The sequence below is a fragment of the Aeromicrobium sp. YIM 150415 genome (assembly GCF_016918125.1).
Classification (GTDB): Bacteria; Actinomycetota; Actinomycetes; order Propionibacteriales; family Nocardioidaceae; genus Aeromicrobium; species Aeromicrobium piscarium.
This window is the reverse complement of sequence record NZ_JAERWM010000016.1, coordinates 1-16055: the sequence shown is the minus strand read 5'-3', so window position 1 is coordinate 16055 and position 16055 is coordinate 1. Positions and strand designations below refer to the sequence as shown.

The following is a 16055-nucleotide window of genomic DNA, read 5'->3' as shown; positions in this document are numbered from 1 at the left end:
CACCTCACGGAGCGACCATGACGAATACCCCGGTGACGGACAGCGCCGAGCTGGTGGCCTATCGGAATCGCCGCGAGCGTGAGCTCAACTCGCTGTACGCCTCCGCGCGCTCGCTCACCGCCCTGGGCGAGGTCGACGAGGTGCTCGAATCAATCGTCCGTCACGCCCATGAGCTGATCGGGACCGACTTCGCCTATCTCTCGCTGGTGCAGCCCGATGGCAGCCTGACGATCAAGGCGACACAGGGTACGATCACGCAGGCCTTCAGCTCCTTCAACACCGCGAGCCTGCCCGCCGGGGCGGGAGTCGGTGGCCGGATCATCGCGACGGGGGCACCGGCCTGGGTCAGCAACTATCTGCAGACCCCGCACTTGACCCACGACGAGGAGTTCGACAGCCTCGTGCAACCCGAGGGCATGGTGGCGCTGCTCGGGGTCCCCCTCTTCGTCGGTGAGGACGTCATCGGCATCCTCTTCGCCGCCGACCGTGCCGAGCGTCCCTTCGAGCACGACGAGATCGCGTTGTTGAGCGCCTTCGCCGACCACGCCGCGGTCGCCTTGAACAATGCCCGCCTCTACGACGAGACCCGCTCCGCGCTCCTCGAACTGCAGAGCGCCTATCAGACCATCGAGCGCCATGCCGCGGCCGTCGAGCAGGCGCAGTCGGTGCATGAGGCGCTGTCCCATGTGGTGCTCACCGGCGGTGGTGCCGCCGAGGTCGCCGACCTCCTCGTCGAGCACCTCGGGGGAGCGGTCACCGTATTCGACCGCGGTGGCGCGGTGAGCGCCCAGTCCGCACGCGACGAGAGATTCGAGCAGCCGGCTCGCCGTCCGTCCCCCGATCCCGTCGAGCAGGCGCGGCAGTCCGGCCGGTGCGCGACGACCACCGACCGGGGCGGCCTGTGGCACAGCGCGGCCACGGCCCAGGCAGGTGATACCCACCTCGGAGCGATGCTGCTGACGAAGGCGCACGAGCCGAGCGAACTGGACCTGCGCACCCTCGAACGCGCCGCCCAGATCCTCGGGCTGTTGATCTTGAAGGAGACGGCGGTAGCCGATGCCGAGGACCGCGTCAGCGGCGAACTGCTCACCGAGCTGCTGATGTCGGTGCCGCCGGTCGGCCAGGCCCTGCGCGCCCGCGCTCAGGCCCGCGGCGTGGACATCGCCTCGCTCGACACGCTGGTAGTCGCCGAGTCACCCACCGCGCCGGCCGCCGAGGTCGTCCGGCGACTCCACGCGCTGTCCCACGAGTGGGGCGGCCTCGCCGGTGAGCATCTGGGTCGCGCGACGCTGCTGCTGGAGGCGGGCGATGCCGACCGCACGGCTCGGCTCGTGCACGCGCGGTTGGGCCGCGATCTCGGCGGTCCGGTCCGTGTGGTCGTGGAGCCCGGGGCCAACGATCAGTGGGGGCGTGCGTTCGGCATCGCGAGCCGTTGCTGCTCGCTGATGCGCACGCTGGACATCAGCGATCACGGGTCCACGACCGCCGAGTACGCGATGTTCGCCATCCTCTTCGACGGGGGACGCGCCGGGGACCTGGACCGCTTCCTGTCCGACTCGATCGGCTCTCTCCTCGCCTACGATGCGAGAAGATCGACGGCCCTCGCCGCGACCTTGGCGGCCTATTTCGAGCACGCGGGGAATCTGACCCGCACCGCCCGCGCGCTGCATGTCCACATGAACACGCTCCTCAAGCGACTCGACCGAGTGACCTCGCTGCTCGGCGAGGACTGGCGATCGCCGGACCGGATGCTGCGGATCCAGGTCGCGCTGCGGTTGCACACGCTGCGTGCCGAGGGCAGATCCCCGGCTGCCGCCGAGCAGAGGGACGCCGGCCGCTGACTAGGCTGAGCCCATGCACGATTATCAGCGCGAGTTCATCGAGTTCGCCATCGAGCACGATGTCCTGCGATTCGGCGAGTTCACGTTGAAGTCCGGACGTCCCTCGCCGTACTTCTTCAACGCCGGGAGCTTCGACACCGGAGTCCGGCTCGCGGCTCTGGGCCGGTTCTACGCCGCGGCCATCGCGCAGAGCGGGCTCGAGTTCGATGTCCTGCTCGGGCCGGCGTACAAGGGGATTCCGCTCGTCTCGGCCGCGGCGATCGGGTTGGCGGACGAGGGCCTTGACGTCCCCTGGGCCTTCAACCGCAAGGAGGTCAAGGATCACGGTGAAGGTGGGCTCTTCGTCGGTGCTCCGGTCGAGGGACGGGTGCTGATCGTCGACGATGTCATCACCGCCGGCACCGCCATCCGCGAGGTGCTCGATCTCCTCGGCGGCGTCGGCGCGCAACCCGCGGGCGTGGTGGTGGCCATCGATCGCCAGGAGCGCGGCACGAGCGACCAGTCGGCCATCGCTGAGTTGGAGAGCACCCGCGGCGTCCCGGTCCGTGCGATCGTGACGCTCGACGACATCATCGCCTATCTCGAGGAGACCGCGCGCTTCGCCGAGCGCCTGGACGCGATGCGGACGTACCGCGAGGAGTACGGCGCCGCGTGAGCGATGCCGAGATCGGCGTCGGACCGTGGGAGGGTCCGTGGCCCGATGACCCTCGATTCGATCCGGAGCTGCTGGGGCACGGCGACCGGCGCAATGTCGTGGATCGCTATCGGTACTGGACGATGGAGGCCATCGTCGCCGACCTGGACGCGCGTCGTCACGACTTCCACGTGGCCATCGAGAACTGGCAGCACGACTTCAATATCGGCTCGATCGTGCGCACGGCCAATGCCTTCGCCGCGCGCGAGGTGCACATCGTGGGCAAGCGGCGCTGGAACCGGCGCGGCGCGATGGTGACCGATCGTTATCAGCATGTGCGGCACCACGACGGGGTGGAGGACCTCGCGCGGTGGGCGCACGACGCGGGACTGCCGCTGATCGCCGTCGACAACCTGCCGGGTTCGGTGCCCCTCGAGACGACGGAGCTGCCGCGCGCCTGTGTGCTGGTCTTCGGCCAGGAGGGCCCCGGGATCACCGAGGCGATGCGTGCGGCGAGCGACCGCACCGTCTCCATCGCGCAGTTCGGCTCGACCCGGTCGATCAACGCGGGTGCCGCGGCCGCCATCGCGATGCACGCCTGGATCCGCCAGCACGCCGTCTGACCCGCCTCGCCCGCCAGAGAGGGCGCTCGGCGCCCGAACGTGAGGGGTCCGAGGGACGAGGACCCCGAGGCGGGATAGGTGAGTTCTTGGCTTGAGGTGGCCCACCTCGCTTCGCTCGTGATCTGGCTTCGCGCGATCGCGCTGAGTCACCACCCACGTCGAGCACGGGATCACGCAGCCCAGCCTCAACGGGTTCCGCCTAGGCTCGGGGCATGGGTTCTCGTGTGGTGGTCGTCGGGGGTGACGCCGGCGGCATGACGGCCGCGTCCGCACTGGTCAAACGTCTCGGCGACGAGGACGAGGTCGTGGTGATCGAGCGGGGCGAGTTCACCTCGTACTCGGCGTGCGGACTGCCGTACTGGGTGGCCGGCGAGGTCGAGTCGTGTGACGACCTCATTGCCCGGTCGCCCGACAAACACCGCGAGAACGGCATCGACCTGCGCCTCGGGGTCACCGCCACCTCGCTGGACGCCGATGCCAAGGTGCTCACCACCACCGACGGTGAGCTGAGCTACGACCATCTCCTCATCGCGACCGGTGCCGAACCGGTGTGGCCGGAGGTCGAGGGTGCCGATGCCGAGGGCATCGTGCCCATCACCACCATTCCGCAGGGACAGGAGATCCTGCGCCAGCTGGATCGCAAGCCCGAGAAAGTCGTCGTCGCCGGCAGCGGGTTCATCGGCACGGAGATGGCCGAGGCCTGCCTGCGGCTCGGTCTCGACACCACGGTCATCAGCGCCACCGAGTTCCCCCTCGCCCAGTTCGAGAAGCTCGTGGGGGAGCGGGTGCACGAGCAGATGGCCTCTCGGCAGATCGGTTTCCACGGCGGTCGCCGGCTCACGGGGTTCCGCACCAAGGACGGCCGGGTGACCGGCGTGGAACTCGACGACTCGACCGTCCTCGACGCCGATCTGGTGATCCTCGCCTTCGGGGTAACGCCGCGCTCGGAGCTGGCCCGAGAGGCGGGACTGCCCCTGGGGCCCAAGGGCGCGATCGTCGTCGACGAGTATCAGTGCGCCGATCCCGCACGCGGTATCTGGGCGGCCGGGGACTGCACCGCCGTCCGGGACCGTCAGTCGGGCGAGCTGCTGCACCTACCGCTGGGCGACCACGCCAACAAGCAGGGCATGGTCGCGGCCTCCGGGATCGAGGCCGCGATCGTCGGGGGCGAGCCCGAGTGGTCGTTCCCGGGAGTGGTCCAGACCTTCATCACCCGCTTCTGCGATCTGGAGATCTCCCGAACGGGTGTCTCGACCGCCGAGGCAGAGAAGCTGGGGTGGGACACGGTCAGCGTCTCCATCGACACCACCACCTGGGCCGGTTACTACCCGGGGGCCGAGCCGATGACCGTCTGGTTGCTGGCCGACCGCCGCACCCGGCAGGTCCGCGGCGTGCAGATCGTCGGCGGGCCTACGGCGGGGCTGCGCATCGACGCCGCCGCGACCGCGATCACCGCCGGGATGCGGGTCGACGACCTCATCATGCTGGACTTCGCCTACGCCCCGCCCTTCTCGTCGGTCTGGTCGCCTTTGCACGTCGCCGCCCGCGCCGCCTACAAACTGCTCTGACCGGTCCAGGGCGAGCGAGGCACCAGCGGGCTGGAATACTGGCGGTAGCGCCCGCTTTCGACACCAGGAGAACTGATGCCCGTCGCAACTCCCGAGATCTACGCCGAGATGCTGGACAAGGCCAAGCGCGACTCGTTCGCCTTCCCGGCCATCAACGTCTCGAGCTCGCAGACCCTCAATGCCGCGCTCGCCGGTTTCGCCGAGGCAGAGTCCGATGGCATCATCCAGGTCTCCACCGGCGGCGCGGAGTACTTCTCCGGCCCCACGGTCAAGGACATGGTGAGCGGATCGCTGGCCTTCGCCGCCTTCGCGCAGGAGGTCGCCAAGAAGTACCCGATCAACGTCGCCCTGCACACCGACCATTGCCCGAAGGACAAGCTCGACGGCTTCGTCCGCCCGCTCATCGAGGCCTCCACCGAACGCGTCCGGGGCGGCGGCCTGCCGTACTTCCAGTCGCACATGTGGGACGGCTCGGCCGTGCCGCTCGACGAGAATCTGGAGATCGCGCAGGAGCTGCTCGAGAAGGCCGCGGCCGCCCGCATCATCCTCGAGGTCGAGATCGGCGTCGTCGGCGGCGAGGAGGACGGTGTCGAGGCGGAGATCAACGAGAAGCTCTACACCTCGACCGAGGACGCCCTCGCGACGGTCCGCGCGCTCGGCCTCGGCGAGAAGGGCCGCTACCTGACGGCGCTGACCTTCGGCAATGTGCACGGCGTGTACAAGCCCGGCAACGTCAAGCTGCGTCCCGAGGTGCTGAAGAATGCCCAGGAGGCCGTCGCCGCCGAGTTCGGCACCGAGCAGGCCTTCGACTTCGTCTTCCACGGCGGCTCGGGCTCGCTGCCCGAGGAGATCTCGGCGGCGGTCGACTACGGCGTCATCAAGATGAATGTCGACACCGATACCCAGTACGCCTTCACTCGCCCGGTCGTCGACCACATGTTCCGCAACTACGACGGCGTCCTGAAGATCGACGGCGAGGTCGGCAATAAGAAGATGTACGACCCGCGCGCCTGGGGCAAGGCCGCTGAGGCGGGTATGGCCGCACGTGTGGTCGAGGCCTGCCAGAATCTGCGGTCGGCCGGCAACAAGCTCTGATCCGACGACACGAGGGGCCGGGGACGCTGGGGCGTCACCGGCCCTTCGTGCGTTCGACCGCGATCATGAGATCGGTGCGCAGCGTCGCCGGGTCGGCCTCCGGTGACGGCTCGGTCACGTACAGCTCGCCGAGCGCGACGGGCTCGCCGCTGGCTGAGGACGAGGCCACCGCCGCGAGCTGCTCCCAGCTGGCCTCGAGGGTGTCGTAGCCGCCGATATGGCTCACGGCCACAGTGGGCCCTGGGGGCCACTCGCTCGCCACGATGGTGATGCCGTCCGCGACGACCGGCCCGGCCCACGGTGTGTGGACCGGGAAGCCGATCTCGATGTCGAAGGTGCCGCGCGGGTCGCCGCGGTACAGCGCGAGCGCGGGACCAGCGGGTGTGAGCTCACCCCGGGCGATTGCACCGCCGATCGCCGAGTACGTGGCATCGAAGAGATCGCGCAGGACGTCCATCGTGACCCGCTCGTGTATCGCCATCGCGAGCGGTACGCGCTCGGTGTCGAACCAGGTCACATCGTGGAGCGGGCCGGGAGTCAGGGGCAGCATGGGGTCTCCTTCGTCGTCGGTCACACGATGACACGTTCCACCGACAGTCGCGCGGTGCAGCGTCGGGCGACCTCTGGCCGGCCCGGGGTTGCGATGGGAGGTCGCACCGGCCGGCGACGTCGCCGGGCAGCGCCCCAGGAGCCGGGATGACCAGGCACGGCCTAGGTTCTGGGTATGACCAACTTGCTCGGAGAACCGCCGGAGACCCTGCTGCCCGCCGACCCGGGAGCCGATGCTCTCGCCGCCGGATCGACGCCCGCGGAGGCCGCTACGGCCCATCCCGATTCCACGGCTGCCTGGGCGCTGTTGGCCACCGAGGCGCTCGCGGAGAATCGGGATCTGGAGGGCTACGCCTTCGCTCGCACGTCCTATCACCGCTCCCTCGACGGGCTGCGCCGCAACGGCTGGAAGGGGCACGGCCCGGTGCCGTGGTCCCACGAGCCGAACCGCGGCTTCCTGCGTTCGCTCGCGGCCCTGGCGACCGCCTCGGAGCGGCTCGGCGACGAGGCCGAGGCGCATCGCTGCCGCGAGTTCCTGCGCGAGTCCAGTCCCGAGGGCTACGCCGTCCTCGTCGGCTGAGCCGGCAGCGGTAGGCCAGCAACCTCTCCCGTCCTACGGCGGTAGGCCGGCAACGTTATCGACGCGCGATGAGGTTGATGGCCTACCGCCAGCGACGGCCGGATGGGGCGAAGGGTTGCTGGCCTACCGCTCGTGGTGGGTTGCGGTGGAGGTAGGCCGGCAACGTTATCGACGCGCGATGAGGTTGCTGGCCTACCGCCGCGGAGGTGAGCCCTCAGGCGAGGAAGGTGAGGGCGCCGGGTCGGATCTGCCAGGTGTGATCAGGGCACGGATCGCTGATCTCTCCATCGCTCGTGCACCGCAGGCCCTCCCCGTGCACCTCCACTCGCTGCGCACGCTCGTAGTGCACCAGCGGGGACTCGTCGGTCGTGCGGGTCAACAGACGCACGACGTACGCGGCGCGTCCGGCCAACGTGTGGGCGAACACGACCTGAACGTCCATCTGCCCATCGTCGATCTCGGCGGTCGGGAACAGATCGGTCCCGCCACCCACGAAACGCCCATTGCCCACGGACAACTGCGTGATGTGCCCGTGCCGGCGTCGCACCGGACGCCCATCGATCTTCACCTCGACCTTGGCGTCGGGAACGAAGGCCGACTTGGCGGCCCCGATCGCGTACCCGAGGGGCCCCCACCGCTTCTTATAGCGTTTCGCGCGCACGGCCGCCTCGGCACCCAGGCCGATGCTCGCCGCGTTCACCACGACGGCACCGCCGAAGTCCTCCAGCAGATCGATGCGCCGGCCCTCGGACCCGAGGATGCGCTCCGCGGCCGCCGCGGGGTCGAGAGGGAGCCCGAGCGTCCGGGAGAAGTCGTTCCCGGTGCCGAGCGGCACGAGCCCGACGGCGAGGTCGTCCAACCGTCCGGCGCGGTGGACGGCGTCGACGACGGCATGCAGGCTGCCGTCGCCACCGAACACCACGACGGCATCGAGATCGGGACGCTCGGAGAGGGCCGCGTCGAGCTCGTCGGTCGAGCCGGTCGCGACAGTGTCGACCTCGTGGACCCGGGAGAGGACCTCGACGGCGGCATCGATCGACGAGGTGGTCGAGGTGCCGGCGGAGGCGTTGGTGATCGCGAGGAGGCGGGGCATGGTCTCGCCAGCCTACGCGGCCTCGCGATGGCGGACCGTCCGGCCGAACCCGGCCTTTCGTTAGAATACGGGGGTAAGGGCCCCACGCGGGGCTTTCCGCATGCCCTGAGGTGGTGCAACTCCATGCCCGCAGTCGTCATCGTCGGTGCCCAATGGGGCGACGAAGGCAAAGGCAAGGCGACCGATCTGCTCGGCAGCCGGGTCGATTACGTGGTCAAGTTCAACGGCGGCAACAATGCCGGACACACGGTCGTCATCGGTGACCAGAAGTACGCCCTGCACCTGCTGCCCAGCGGCATTCTGAGCCCCGGCTGCACGCCGGTGATCGGCAATGGCGTCGTGGTCGACCTCGGCGTGCTGTTCGAGGAGATCGACGGTCTGGAGGCGCGCGGGATCGACACCTCCAAGCTGGTCGTGTCGGCTAACGCCCACGTCATCGCCGACTACAACCGTACTTTCGACAAGGTCACCGAGCGGTTCCTCGGCAGCCGCAAGATCGGCACCACCGGCCGCGGCATCGGGCCCACCTATGCGGACAAGATGAACCGTCTCGGCGTGCGGGTGCAGGACCTCTTCGACGAGAAGATCCTGCGCGCCAAGGTCGAGGGTGCGCTGGAACTGAAGAATCAGATCCTCACCAAGGTCTACAACCGGCGCTCGGTCGAGGTCGACGAGGTCGTGGAGGAGCTGCTGAGCTATGTCGACCGGCTGCGGCCGATGGTGGCGGACACGTCGCTGCTGCTCGGCGACGCGCTCGATGCCGATCAGACGGTGCTGCTGGAGGCCGGCCAGGCGACGCTGCTCGATGTCGATCACGGCACCTATCCGTTCGTGACGAGCTCTTCGGCCACCGCCGGCGGCGCCTGCACGGGCTCGGGCATCCCGCCGACGCGGCTCACGCGCGTCATCGGCATCGTCAAGGCGTACGCCACGCGTGTGGGCGAGGGGCCGTTCCCGACCGAGCTCTTCGACGCCGATGGCGAGCGACTGCGCGACAACGGCGGCGAGTTCGGCACCACCACAGGGCGTCCGCGCCGCTGCGGCTGGTACGACGCGCCGATCGCCCGGTACGCCGCTCGCATCAACGGACTCACGGACTTCGTGCTCACCAAGCTCGATGTGCTCACCGGCTTCGAGCGGATCCCCGTGTGCGTGGCCTACGAGGTCGACGGTGAGCGGGTCGACGAGATGCCGATGACGCAGACCGGCTTCCACCACGCCACCCCGATCTACGAGTACTTCGAGGGCTGGAGTGAGGACATCTCCGGTGCCCGCACGATCGACGACCTTCCGGTCAACGCGCAGCGCTATGTCACGGCGATCGAGAAGATGAGCGGCGCGCGCATCTCGGCGATCGGCGTCGGTCCCGGTCGCGACGAGACGATCGTCGTCCACGACCTCCTCTGATCTCGGCTCCGCGGTCCGGCCGGCAGCGGTACGTGGTCAACGTTTCCCGCACGGCCGCGCCCGGTGGGCGGTACGTGGTCAACCTCATCGAGCCTGGGTGAGGTTGACCAGCTACCGCCACGGCCTGGGTGAGGTTGACCAGCTACCTCTACGAGGAGGGCGCGAGGTTGACCATCCACTCGATGCCGTAGCGGTCGATGACCATGCCGAAGGCATTGCCCCAGGGCGCGGTCTCGAGCGGGACGATCACGGTGCCGCCCTCCGCCAGCCGCTCGACGTACTCCCTCGACTGGGGACTGTCCTCGGCGGAGACGGCCACGCCGTGCGCGGGCGGCCTCGGAGCGGCCTGTCCCGTCGGGACGTCGCTGCCCATGAGCTCGAAGTGGTCGGTGGCGAGGTCACCGTGCATGATCCGCTCGGCATCGGCCGGATCGTGTGCGCCCATGTCGGCATAGCGAGCCAGTTCGAGCGTCCCGCCGAAGACCGATCGATAGAACTCCATCGCCTCGCGGGCAGTGCCGTCGAAGTGCAGATAGGGGATGAGTCGAGTGGCCATGAGAGCTCCTTCCGCCTGTTCCCAGTGAACTCCTGACGGCGCCGAAGGGGAAGCCCCGTAGGCTGGTGACCCGTGAAGACGCTCGTCATCGGCACCGGCGGCCGCGAACACGCCCTCGCGCTCGCGCTCTCCCGCGATCCCCACGTCACCGAGGTGCACGCCGCGCCCGGCAATCCCGGTATCGGGCGGGTGGCCGAGCTGCACGATGTCGACCCTCTCGACGGGGCCGCGGTAGCTTCTCTCGCGTCGTCGCTCGGCATCGATCTCGTCGTGGTCGGACCTGAGGCGCCGCTCGTCGCGGGGGTCGCCGATGCCGTCCGCGAGGCCGGGGTCGCCTGCTTCGGCCCGAGTCGCGAGGCGGCTCGGCTCGAGGGCTCCAAGGCCTTCGCCAAGCAGGTGATGGCGGCGGCCGAGGTGCCGACGGCGCTCGCGCGGGTCTGCGAGACCCCCGAGCAGGTGGCGGAGGCGCTCGACGCCTTCGGACCGCCCTATGTGGTCAAGGACGATGCCCTCGCCGCGGGCAAGGGCGTCGTGGTGACCGAAGACCGTGCGGCGGCCGAGGCGCACGCCTCCTCCTGCGACCGGGTCGTGATCGAGGAGTTCCTCGACGGCCCCGAGGTCTCCCTGTTCGCGATCACCGATGGTCAGACGGTGCTGCCGTTGCAGCCCGCGCAGGACTTCAAACGGGCCTATGACGGCGACGACGGACCGAACACCGGCGGCATGGGCGCCTACACGCCGTTGGCATGGGCGCCGGACGGGCTCGTGGAGGATGTCTCCCGCCGGGTGCTGATCCCCACGGTCAAGGAGATGGCCGCGCGCGGCACCCCGTTCTCGGGCCTGCTCTACGCCGGTCTCGCCCTCACCAGCCGGGGCGTGCGCGTCGTGGAGTTCAACGCGCGCTTCGGCGACCCGGAGACCCAGGCGCTGCTCGCGTTGCTGGAGACACCGATCTCGGCGCTGCTCATGGGGGCCGCGCAGGGGAATCTCGGTGAGGTGGGTCTCCCGCAGTGGCGCGAGGGCGCAGCGCTGACGGTCGTCGTCGCGGCCGAGAACTACCCGGAATCGCCGGTGAAAGGCGATGTCATCGAGGGCATCGACGAGGCCGAGCAGATCGAGGGTGTCGATGTGATCCAGGCCGGAACGGCGGAGGACGGCGACGGCCGACTCGTCACCGCCGGCGGACGCGTGCTCGCGGTGACGGCCGTGGGCGATTCGCTCGGACAGGCCCGCGAGCGCGCCTACGCCGGTGTCGAGCGGATCTCCATCCGCGGCGCCCACCACCGCACCGATATCGCGCTTGCCGCCGAGCGCGGCGACATCACGCTCTGACGCTCTCCCGCGCCGCGGACCGATGGTGATGCGTTCGGGTCGCTCCGGCAGCCGTAACGCATCGTCATCGATCTGTCGTGCGAGCGCGAGACGGGCGCCGCCGGGCCGGCACGACTACTAGCATCGTCCTCGTGAGCACCGAGGACCCCCGCGGCGACGGACACGCCTTCGATCCGTCGCTGCTGATCGATGTCGCCGCGCAGTTCCTCTTCGACGGGGAGCCGACCCTGCGGCAGTCCGAGGTCGCTGAAGCGGCCGGGGTCGACCTCGACACCGCCAACGCGCTGTGGCGCCATCTCGGCTTCCCCGCTGTCGCCGAGGACGAGCCCGGCTTCCTGCCCTCCGATGTCGAGGCGCTGCGGCTGACCGAGCGGCTCGTGGAGCTCGGGGTCCTCGACCGCGACCGGCTCCCGCAGTTCGTGCGGTCGACGGGGCGGACCTTCGCGCGGCTGGCCGACTGGCACATCCGGGTGATGCTCGCCGCGCTCGCCGCTGATGCGGAAGGCGAGGAGGAGCCGACCTCGATCGACGCCTTCGCCGAGGTCATTCCGACCGTCGAGGCGCTCCAAGGCTATGTGTGGCGTCGGCATCTGCTGGCCGCCGCGAGCCGGATCGCGCTCGGAGAGGTCGCCTCCGGAGGCGACGTGCCGGTCGTCGTGGGCTTCGTCGACATCGTCGGCTACACCGCACAGAGCCGCCAGCTCAACGCGCGAGAGCTCGGCGACATGGTCGAGTGGTTCGAGCGGGTCACCACCGAACTCGTCGTCGAGCACGGCGGACAGGTGGTCAAGACGATCGGCGACGAGGCGATGTTCGTGCTGGAGAGCGCGCCCGAGGCCGCTGAGCTCGGTCAGCGGCTCGTCGAACGCGCCGAGGACGACGAGCGGTTCCCCGAGGTGCGGGTGGGAATGGCGTACGGCTCGGTCGTCGCCCGGCTCGGCGATCTGTTCGGCTCCACCGTCAACCTCGCCGCGCGCCTGACCTCCGCCGCGCGACCCGGGCGGGTGCTGGTCGACGACGACCTGGCCGGTGAGCTGCAGGCCGATGAGGAGCGGTGGCGTTTGCGCCGGGCCCGTCGCATCTCGGTGAAGGGCTACGACCACCTCCACCTCTGGTCGCTCAAGCGCGTCGAGCCCGCGAACTGAGCACTGAGGTCTCCCTGGGAGGTGGGATACGCACCTTGCCCGGGGCGGTGAGCTACCCCGCACCTTCGCGCCTCGGGTGCGGGATGACTCACCGACCATCGTTTCGAGCCGTGCGTACGTCACCGCTCCGGCGTGACCGGAACGAACACCGCTCCGCCCGGCGGAGCGCGGCTGCGATACTGGGGGAGTGACCGCACCCAACGTTCTCGCCTCCCGCTACGCCTCCGACCAGCTCGCCGAGATCTGGTCCCCCGAGCACAAGATCCGCCTCGAACGACAGCTGTGGATCGCGGTGCTCAAGGCGCAGCGCGATCTGGGCGTCGAGACCCCGGACGGCGTGATCGAGGCCTACGAGTCCGTCGTCGACCAGGTCGACCTCGACTCGATCGCCGCGCGTGAGCGGGTGACGCGTCACGACGTCAAGGCCCGTATCGAGGAGTTCGCGGCGCTCGCCGGCAGCGAGCACATCCACAAGGGCATGACCTCGCGCGACCTCACCGAGAACGTCGAGCAGCTGCAGATCCGCGCCTCGCTGGAGATCGTGCGCGACAAGGCCGTCGCCACCCTCGCCCGCCTCGGACGGCTCGCGTCCGAGCACGCCGAGCTGGTGATGGCCGGCCGTAGCCACAATGTCGCCGCGCAGGCCACCACCCTCGGCAAGCGCTTCGCGACCGTCGCCGACGAGCTTCTCGTGGGATTGCAGCGGGTCGAGGAGGTCGTCGACCGGTATCCGATGCGCGGTATCAAGGGCCCCGTCGGCACGTCGCAGGACCAGCTGGACCTGCTCGGGGACGAGGACAAGCTCGCCGAGCTGGAGCAGCGGGTCGCCGAGCACCTCGGCTTCGACCACCGCTTCACCAGCGTGGGGCAGATCTACCCGCGCTCCCTGGACTACGACGTCGTCACCGCACTGGTGCAGCTCGTCGCCGCCCCCTCCAATCTCGCCACGACGGTCCGGCTGATGGCCGGCAACGAGCTGGTGACGGAGGGCTTCAAGCCCGGCCAGGTCGGGTCGAGCGCGATGCCGCACAAGATGAACTCGCGCTCGTGCGAGCGGGTCAACGGCCTCGCGGTCGTGCTGCGCGGTTACGCCTCGATGGTCGGCGAGATCGCCGGCGACCAGTGGAACGAGGGCGATGTCTCCGAGTCGGTGGTGCGCCGCGTCGCGCTGCCCGACGCCTTCTATGCCGCCGACGGCCTCTTCGAGACCTTCCTGACGGTGCTCGACGAGTTCGGCGTGTTCCCGGCGGTCGTGCAGCGCGAGCTCGACCGGTACCTGCCCTTCCTGGCCACCACCAAGGTGCTGATGGCGGCCGTCCGTCACGGTGTGGGACGTGAGGAGGCGCACGAGGCGATCAAGGAGCACGCCGTCGCCGTGGCCCTGGAGATGCGGGAGCAGGGCACGTCCGAGAACGATCTCTTCGAGCGACTCGCGGGGGACCCTCGGCTCGGGCTGAGCCAGGCCGATCTCGATGCCCTCGTCGCGGAGCCGATCGAGTTCACCGGCGCTGCCCGGTCGCAGGTCGAGGAGGTCGTCGCGCGCATCGCGGCGGTCCTCAAGGCCCATCCCGATGCCGCCGCCTACACGCCCGGCGACATCCTCTGACCCTTCCCCGGGGGCGGTGACTTACGCACCTCTCGGCCCGGTGAGCGGTGACCTGCGCACCCCTCACCGCAGCTGAGACGTGCCTAGGCCACCGCTGAATCGAGGGAGGGGTGCGTAACCCACCGCCCTGGGACTCGCGTCAGGCGGTGAGCCAGGCGACCACGACCGGGTCCGGGTGAGCGTCCCAGGACGCCTCGAGGGTGCCGATGGCCGAGTCGGGAAGGTCGGCGGGCACGAAGCGCGGGATCTGCGGTTCGCCCGCGCCGCTGCCGGAGCCACGCCCCGTCGCCATCCCCGGCCGGTCCAGAGGCGTGCCATCGCGCAGCTGCAGCGCCGAACCGCCCCGACCCTCGGCGATGACCGCAGCGATCTCGGCGAGGAAGACCGGATCGGTCGAGCCGTCGTAGACCCAGCGGTGGCCCAGGACGGTGTGCTCCATCTCGCCGATCAGGTCGGCCCCCTCCAGAGGCGCGTCGCGGTAGGTCAGGGTCACCACCGCGAACCGCCCCGCGACCGGCAGGGGCAGCAGCTGCAGCTCCATGCCGACCTGTCCCGCAGGGTCGTCGAAGCGCAGGTTGGCGGCGAAGGAGGGAACCGGCTCCGTGCTCGGCCACCACGAGGTCGTCGGCAGCCAGGCGCTCAGCAGCTCGTGCTTGCTCGGGGTGAGGGTCGCGTCAGGATGAACGATGGCCATGTCCTCATGCTGTCACGCGCGCCGGGTCAGCGGGCGGCCCCCGCCGGTAGGGTGTCGACGTGGCCCTCGACATCCCCGGCGCGACCCATGTCCACTCGGGCAAGGTGCGCGACCTGTACTCCTATGGCGACCACTACCTGATGGTGGCCTCCGATCGCATCAGCGCCTACGACTTCAGTCTCGAGCCCCCGATCCCCGACAAGGGCGAGATCCTCACGCGCATGTCGCTGTGGTGGTTCGACCAGCTCAGCCCACTCGTCCCCCATCACGTGGTCAGCACCGAGGTGCCCGAGGTGGTCGCCGGTCGGGCACTCCTCGTGGAGAAGCTGGACATGTTCCCCGTCGAGTGCGTCGTCCGCGGCTACCTCACCGGTTCCGGCCTGGCCGACTATCAGGCCACCGGCGAGGTCTGCGGTGTGCTGCTGCCGGCCGGTCTGGTCGACGGCGACCGGCTGCCGGAGCCGATCTTCACCCCGGCCACCAAGGCCGCCTTCGGTGAGCACGACGAGAACGTCAGCTTCGAGCAGGTCGCTGCGACGATCGGCCAGGAGGCGGCCACCCGGCTGCGCGATCTCAGCCTCGGCATCTACAACCTGGCCGAGCGGACGGCTCGCGAGCGGGGCATCATCCTCGCCGACACCAAGCTGGAGTTCGGTGCCCGCGAGGACGGCACCATCGTGCTCGCCGACGAGGTGCTCACGCCGGACTCCTCCCGTTTCTGGCCGGCCGACGAGTGGGAGCCGGGCCGTGCGCAGTCCTCCTTCGACAAGCAGATCGTGCGGAACTGGCTGACCTCGTCCGCGAGCGGCTGGGACCGTCGTGGCGAGGCGCCCCCGCCGCGCCTGCCCGACGAGATCGTGGAACGCACGCGCGCCCGCTACATCGAGGCCTTCGAGCGTCTCACCGGTCAGACCTGGTAGCTCGCCGACGACCCACGGACGGACTCGCTGGACAGCCCGGGTGAGACTCCCGTTACAGTGAACGTGACATCGTCACTGTCACTGATCACAGGGAGAACCACCGTGGCCAATCTGTCTCGCATCCTCGAGGAATCGGCGAAGAAGTATCCCGACCGTACTGCGATTGTTTTCGGCGATACGCGTTTGACGTATGCGCAGGTCGACGGCGCGGCGAATCAGGTCGCGAATTTGTTGGTGTCGCGCGGTATTGAACCGGGTGACAAGGTCGCGATCTCGATCCCGAACCTGCCGTACTTCACGATCGTGTATTTCGGCATTCTGAAGGCTGGTGCCACGGTGGTGCCGCTCAACATCCTGCTGACCGCGCGTGAGGTCGCCTATCACCTCGACGACTCCGATGCGAAGGCGTATT

The 16055-nt window shown here is 69.5% G+C and carries 16 protein-coding genes; 12 read left to right on the top strand and 4 right to left on the bottom strand.

Annotation, left to right across the window (positions count from 1 at the left end; translation table 11 throughout):
- Positions 1-17: 17 nt before the first annotated feature.
- The 5 genes from JL108_RS11070 (at position 18) to fbaA (ending at position 5761) form a co-directional block, all read left to right on the top strand.
- Positions 18-1841 carry a GAF domain-containing protein gene (locus tag JL108_RS11070; RefSeq protein ID WP_205198335.1) on the top strand — a complete coding sequence of 608 codons (1824 nt, stop codon included), beginning with the start codon at positions 18-20 and terminating at the stop codon, positions 1839-1841.
- A gap of 13 nt (positions 1842-1854) precedes the next feature.
- Complete coding sequence (gene pyrE / locus JL108_RS11065; protein WP_205198334.1) at positions 1855-2496, top strand: orotate phosphoribosyltransferase; 642 nt, start codon at positions 1855-1857, stop codon at positions 2494-2496.
- Positions 2493-3098 (top strand): TrmH family RNA methyltransferase, encoded by a 606-nt coding sequence (locus tag JL108_RS11060; RefSeq protein WP_205198333.1) that lies wholly within the window; start codon positions 2493-2495, stop codon positions 3096-3098. The genes pyrE and JL108_RS11060 overlap by 4 nt, the downstream gene beginning before the upstream one ends.
- A gap of 212 nt (positions 3099-3310) precedes the next feature.
- Entirely contained in the window at positions 3311-4666 is a 1356-nt protein-coding gene (locus JL108_RS11055; RefSeq protein WP_205198332.1) for an FAD-dependent oxidoreductase, read from the top strand.
- Between the two features lie 75 nt (positions 4667-4741).
- Positions 4742-5761, top strand: coding sequence for a class II fructose-bisphosphate aldolase (gene fbaA / locus JL108_RS11050; protein WP_205198331.1), 1020 nt, complete (start codon positions 4742-4744; stop codon positions 5759-5761).
- Positions 5762-5795: 34 nt separating this feature from the next.
- Here fbaA and JL108_RS11045 read toward each other — a convergent pair whose 3' ends face one another.
- The gene (locus JL108_RS11045) at positions 5796-6311 is read right to left on the bottom strand and encodes a hypothetical protein (RefSeq protein ID WP_143914590.1); all 516 of its coding nucleotides are present in this window, start codon (positions 6309-6311) and stop codon (positions 5796-5798) included.
- Between the two features lie 174 nt (positions 6312-6485).
- On the opposite strand from JL108_RS11045, the gene JL108_RS11040 reads away from it, so the two are divergent.
- Positions 6486-6890, top strand: a complete 405-nt coding sequence (locus JL108_RS11040) for a DUF3151 domain-containing protein (RefSeq protein WP_205198330.1) — start codon at positions 6486-6488, stop codon at positions 6888-6890.
- A 214-nt stretch (positions 6891-7104) separates the two neighbouring features.
- Here the strand turns inward: JL108_RS11040 and JL108_RS11035 are convergent, their stop codons facing one another.
- Complete coding sequence (locus JL108_RS11035; RefSeq protein ID WP_205198329.1) at positions 7105-7983, bottom strand: diacylglycerol kinase family protein; 879 nt, start codon at positions 7981-7983, stop codon at positions 7105-7107.
- A 123-nt stretch (positions 7984-8106) separates the two neighbouring features.
- On the opposite strand from JL108_RS11035, the gene JL108_RS11030 reads away from it, so the two are divergent.
- On the top strand, positions 8107-9390 hold the full coding sequence (locus JL108_RS11030) for an adenylosuccinate synthase (protein ID WP_205198328.1): 1284 nt from the start codon (positions 8107-8109) through the stop codon (positions 9388-9390).
- Positions 9391-9538: 148 nt separating this feature from the next.
- On the opposite strand, the gene JL108_RS11025 is transcribed toward JL108_RS11030, so the two are convergent.
- Positions 9539-9946 (bottom strand): VOC family protein, encoded by a 408-nt coding sequence (locus JL108_RS11025; protein WP_205198327.1) that lies wholly within the window; start codon positions 9944-9946, stop codon positions 9539-9541.
- A 72-nt stretch (positions 9947-10018) separates the two neighbouring features.
- On the opposite strand from JL108_RS11025, the gene purD reads away from it, so the two are divergent.
- The 3 genes from purD to purB all read left to right on the top strand — a co-directional run bounded on the left by purD (position 10019) and on the right by purB (position 14029).
- Positions 10019-11278, top strand: a complete 1260-nt coding sequence (purD, locus tag JL108_RS11020; RefSeq protein ID WP_205198326.1) for a phosphoribosylamine--glycine ligase — start codon at positions 10019-10021, stop codon at positions 11276-11278.
- Between the two features lie 131 nt (positions 11279-11409).
- A complete protein-coding gene (locus JL108_RS11015; RefSeq protein WP_307837245.1) occupies positions 11410-12423 on the top strand; it encodes an adenylate/guanylate cyclase domain-containing protein in 1014 nt (337 codons plus the stop codon).
- 187 nt (positions 12424-12610) lie between these two features.
- Entirely contained in the window at positions 12611-14029 is a 1419-nt protein-coding gene (gene purB / locus JL108_RS11010) for an adenylosuccinate lyase (RefSeq protein ID WP_205198325.1), read from the top strand.
- Between the two features lie 139 nt (positions 14030-14168).
- Here the strand turns inward: purB and JL108_RS11005 are convergent, their stop codons facing one another.
- Positions 14169-14723 (bottom strand): hypothetical protein, encoded by a 555-nt coding sequence (locus JL108_RS11005; protein ID WP_205198324.1) that lies wholly within the window; start codon positions 14721-14723, stop codon positions 14169-14171.
- A 59-nt stretch (positions 14724-14782) separates the two neighbouring features.
- On the opposite strand from JL108_RS11005, the gene JL108_RS11000 reads away from it, so the two are divergent.
- Complete coding sequence (locus JL108_RS11000; protein WP_205198323.1) at positions 14783-15643, top strand: phosphoribosylaminoimidazolesuccinocarboxamide synthase; 861 nt, start codon at positions 14783-14785, stop codon at positions 15641-15643.
- A 102-nt stretch (positions 15644-15745) separates the two neighbouring features.
- Positions 15746-16055: AMP-binding protein (locus JL108_RS10995; RefSeq protein WP_205198322.1), on the top strand; the 310-nt coding region annotated here is incomplete at its 3' end.

Coding starts and splice junctions, on each gene's coding strand:
- JL108_RS11005 (WP_205198324.1), bottom strand. CDS start 14,723: ATGGCCATCGTTCATCCTGACGCGACCCTCACCCCGAGCAAGCACGAG.
- pyrE (WP_205198334.1), top strand. CDS start 1,855: ATGCACGATTATCAGCGCGAGTTCATCGAGTTCGCCATCGAGCACGAT.
- JL108_RS11035 (WP_205198329.1), bottom strand. CDS start 7,983: ATGCCCCGCCTCCTCGCGATCACCAACGCCTCCGCCGGCACCTCGACC.
- JL108_RS11040 (WP_205198330.1), top strand. CDS start 6,486: ATGACCAACTTGCTCGGAGAACCGCCGGAGACCCTGCTGCCCGCCGAC.
- fbaA (WP_205198331.1), top strand. CDS start 4,742: ATGCCCGTCGCAACTCCCGAGATCTACGCCGAGATGCTGGACAAGGCC.
- JL108_RS11030 (WP_205198328.1), top strand. CDS start 8,107: ATGCCCGCAGTCGTCATCGTCGGTGCCCAATGGGGCGACGAAGGCAAA.
- JL108_RS11025 (WP_205198327.1), bottom strand. CDS start 9,946: ATGGCCACTCGACTCATCCCCTATCTGCACTTCGACGGCACTGCCCGC.
- JL108_RS11045 (WP_143914590.1), bottom strand. CDS start 6,311: ATGCTGCCCCTGACTCCCGGCCCGCTCCACGATGTGACCTGGTTCGAC.
- JL108_RS11055 (WP_205198332.1), top strand. CDS start 3,311: ATGGGTTCTCGTGTGGTGGTCGTCGGGGGTGACGCCGGCGGCATGACG.
- JL108_RS11070 (WP_205198335.1), top strand. CDS start 18: ATGACGAATACCCCGGTGACGGACAGCGCCGAGCTGGTGGCCTATCGG.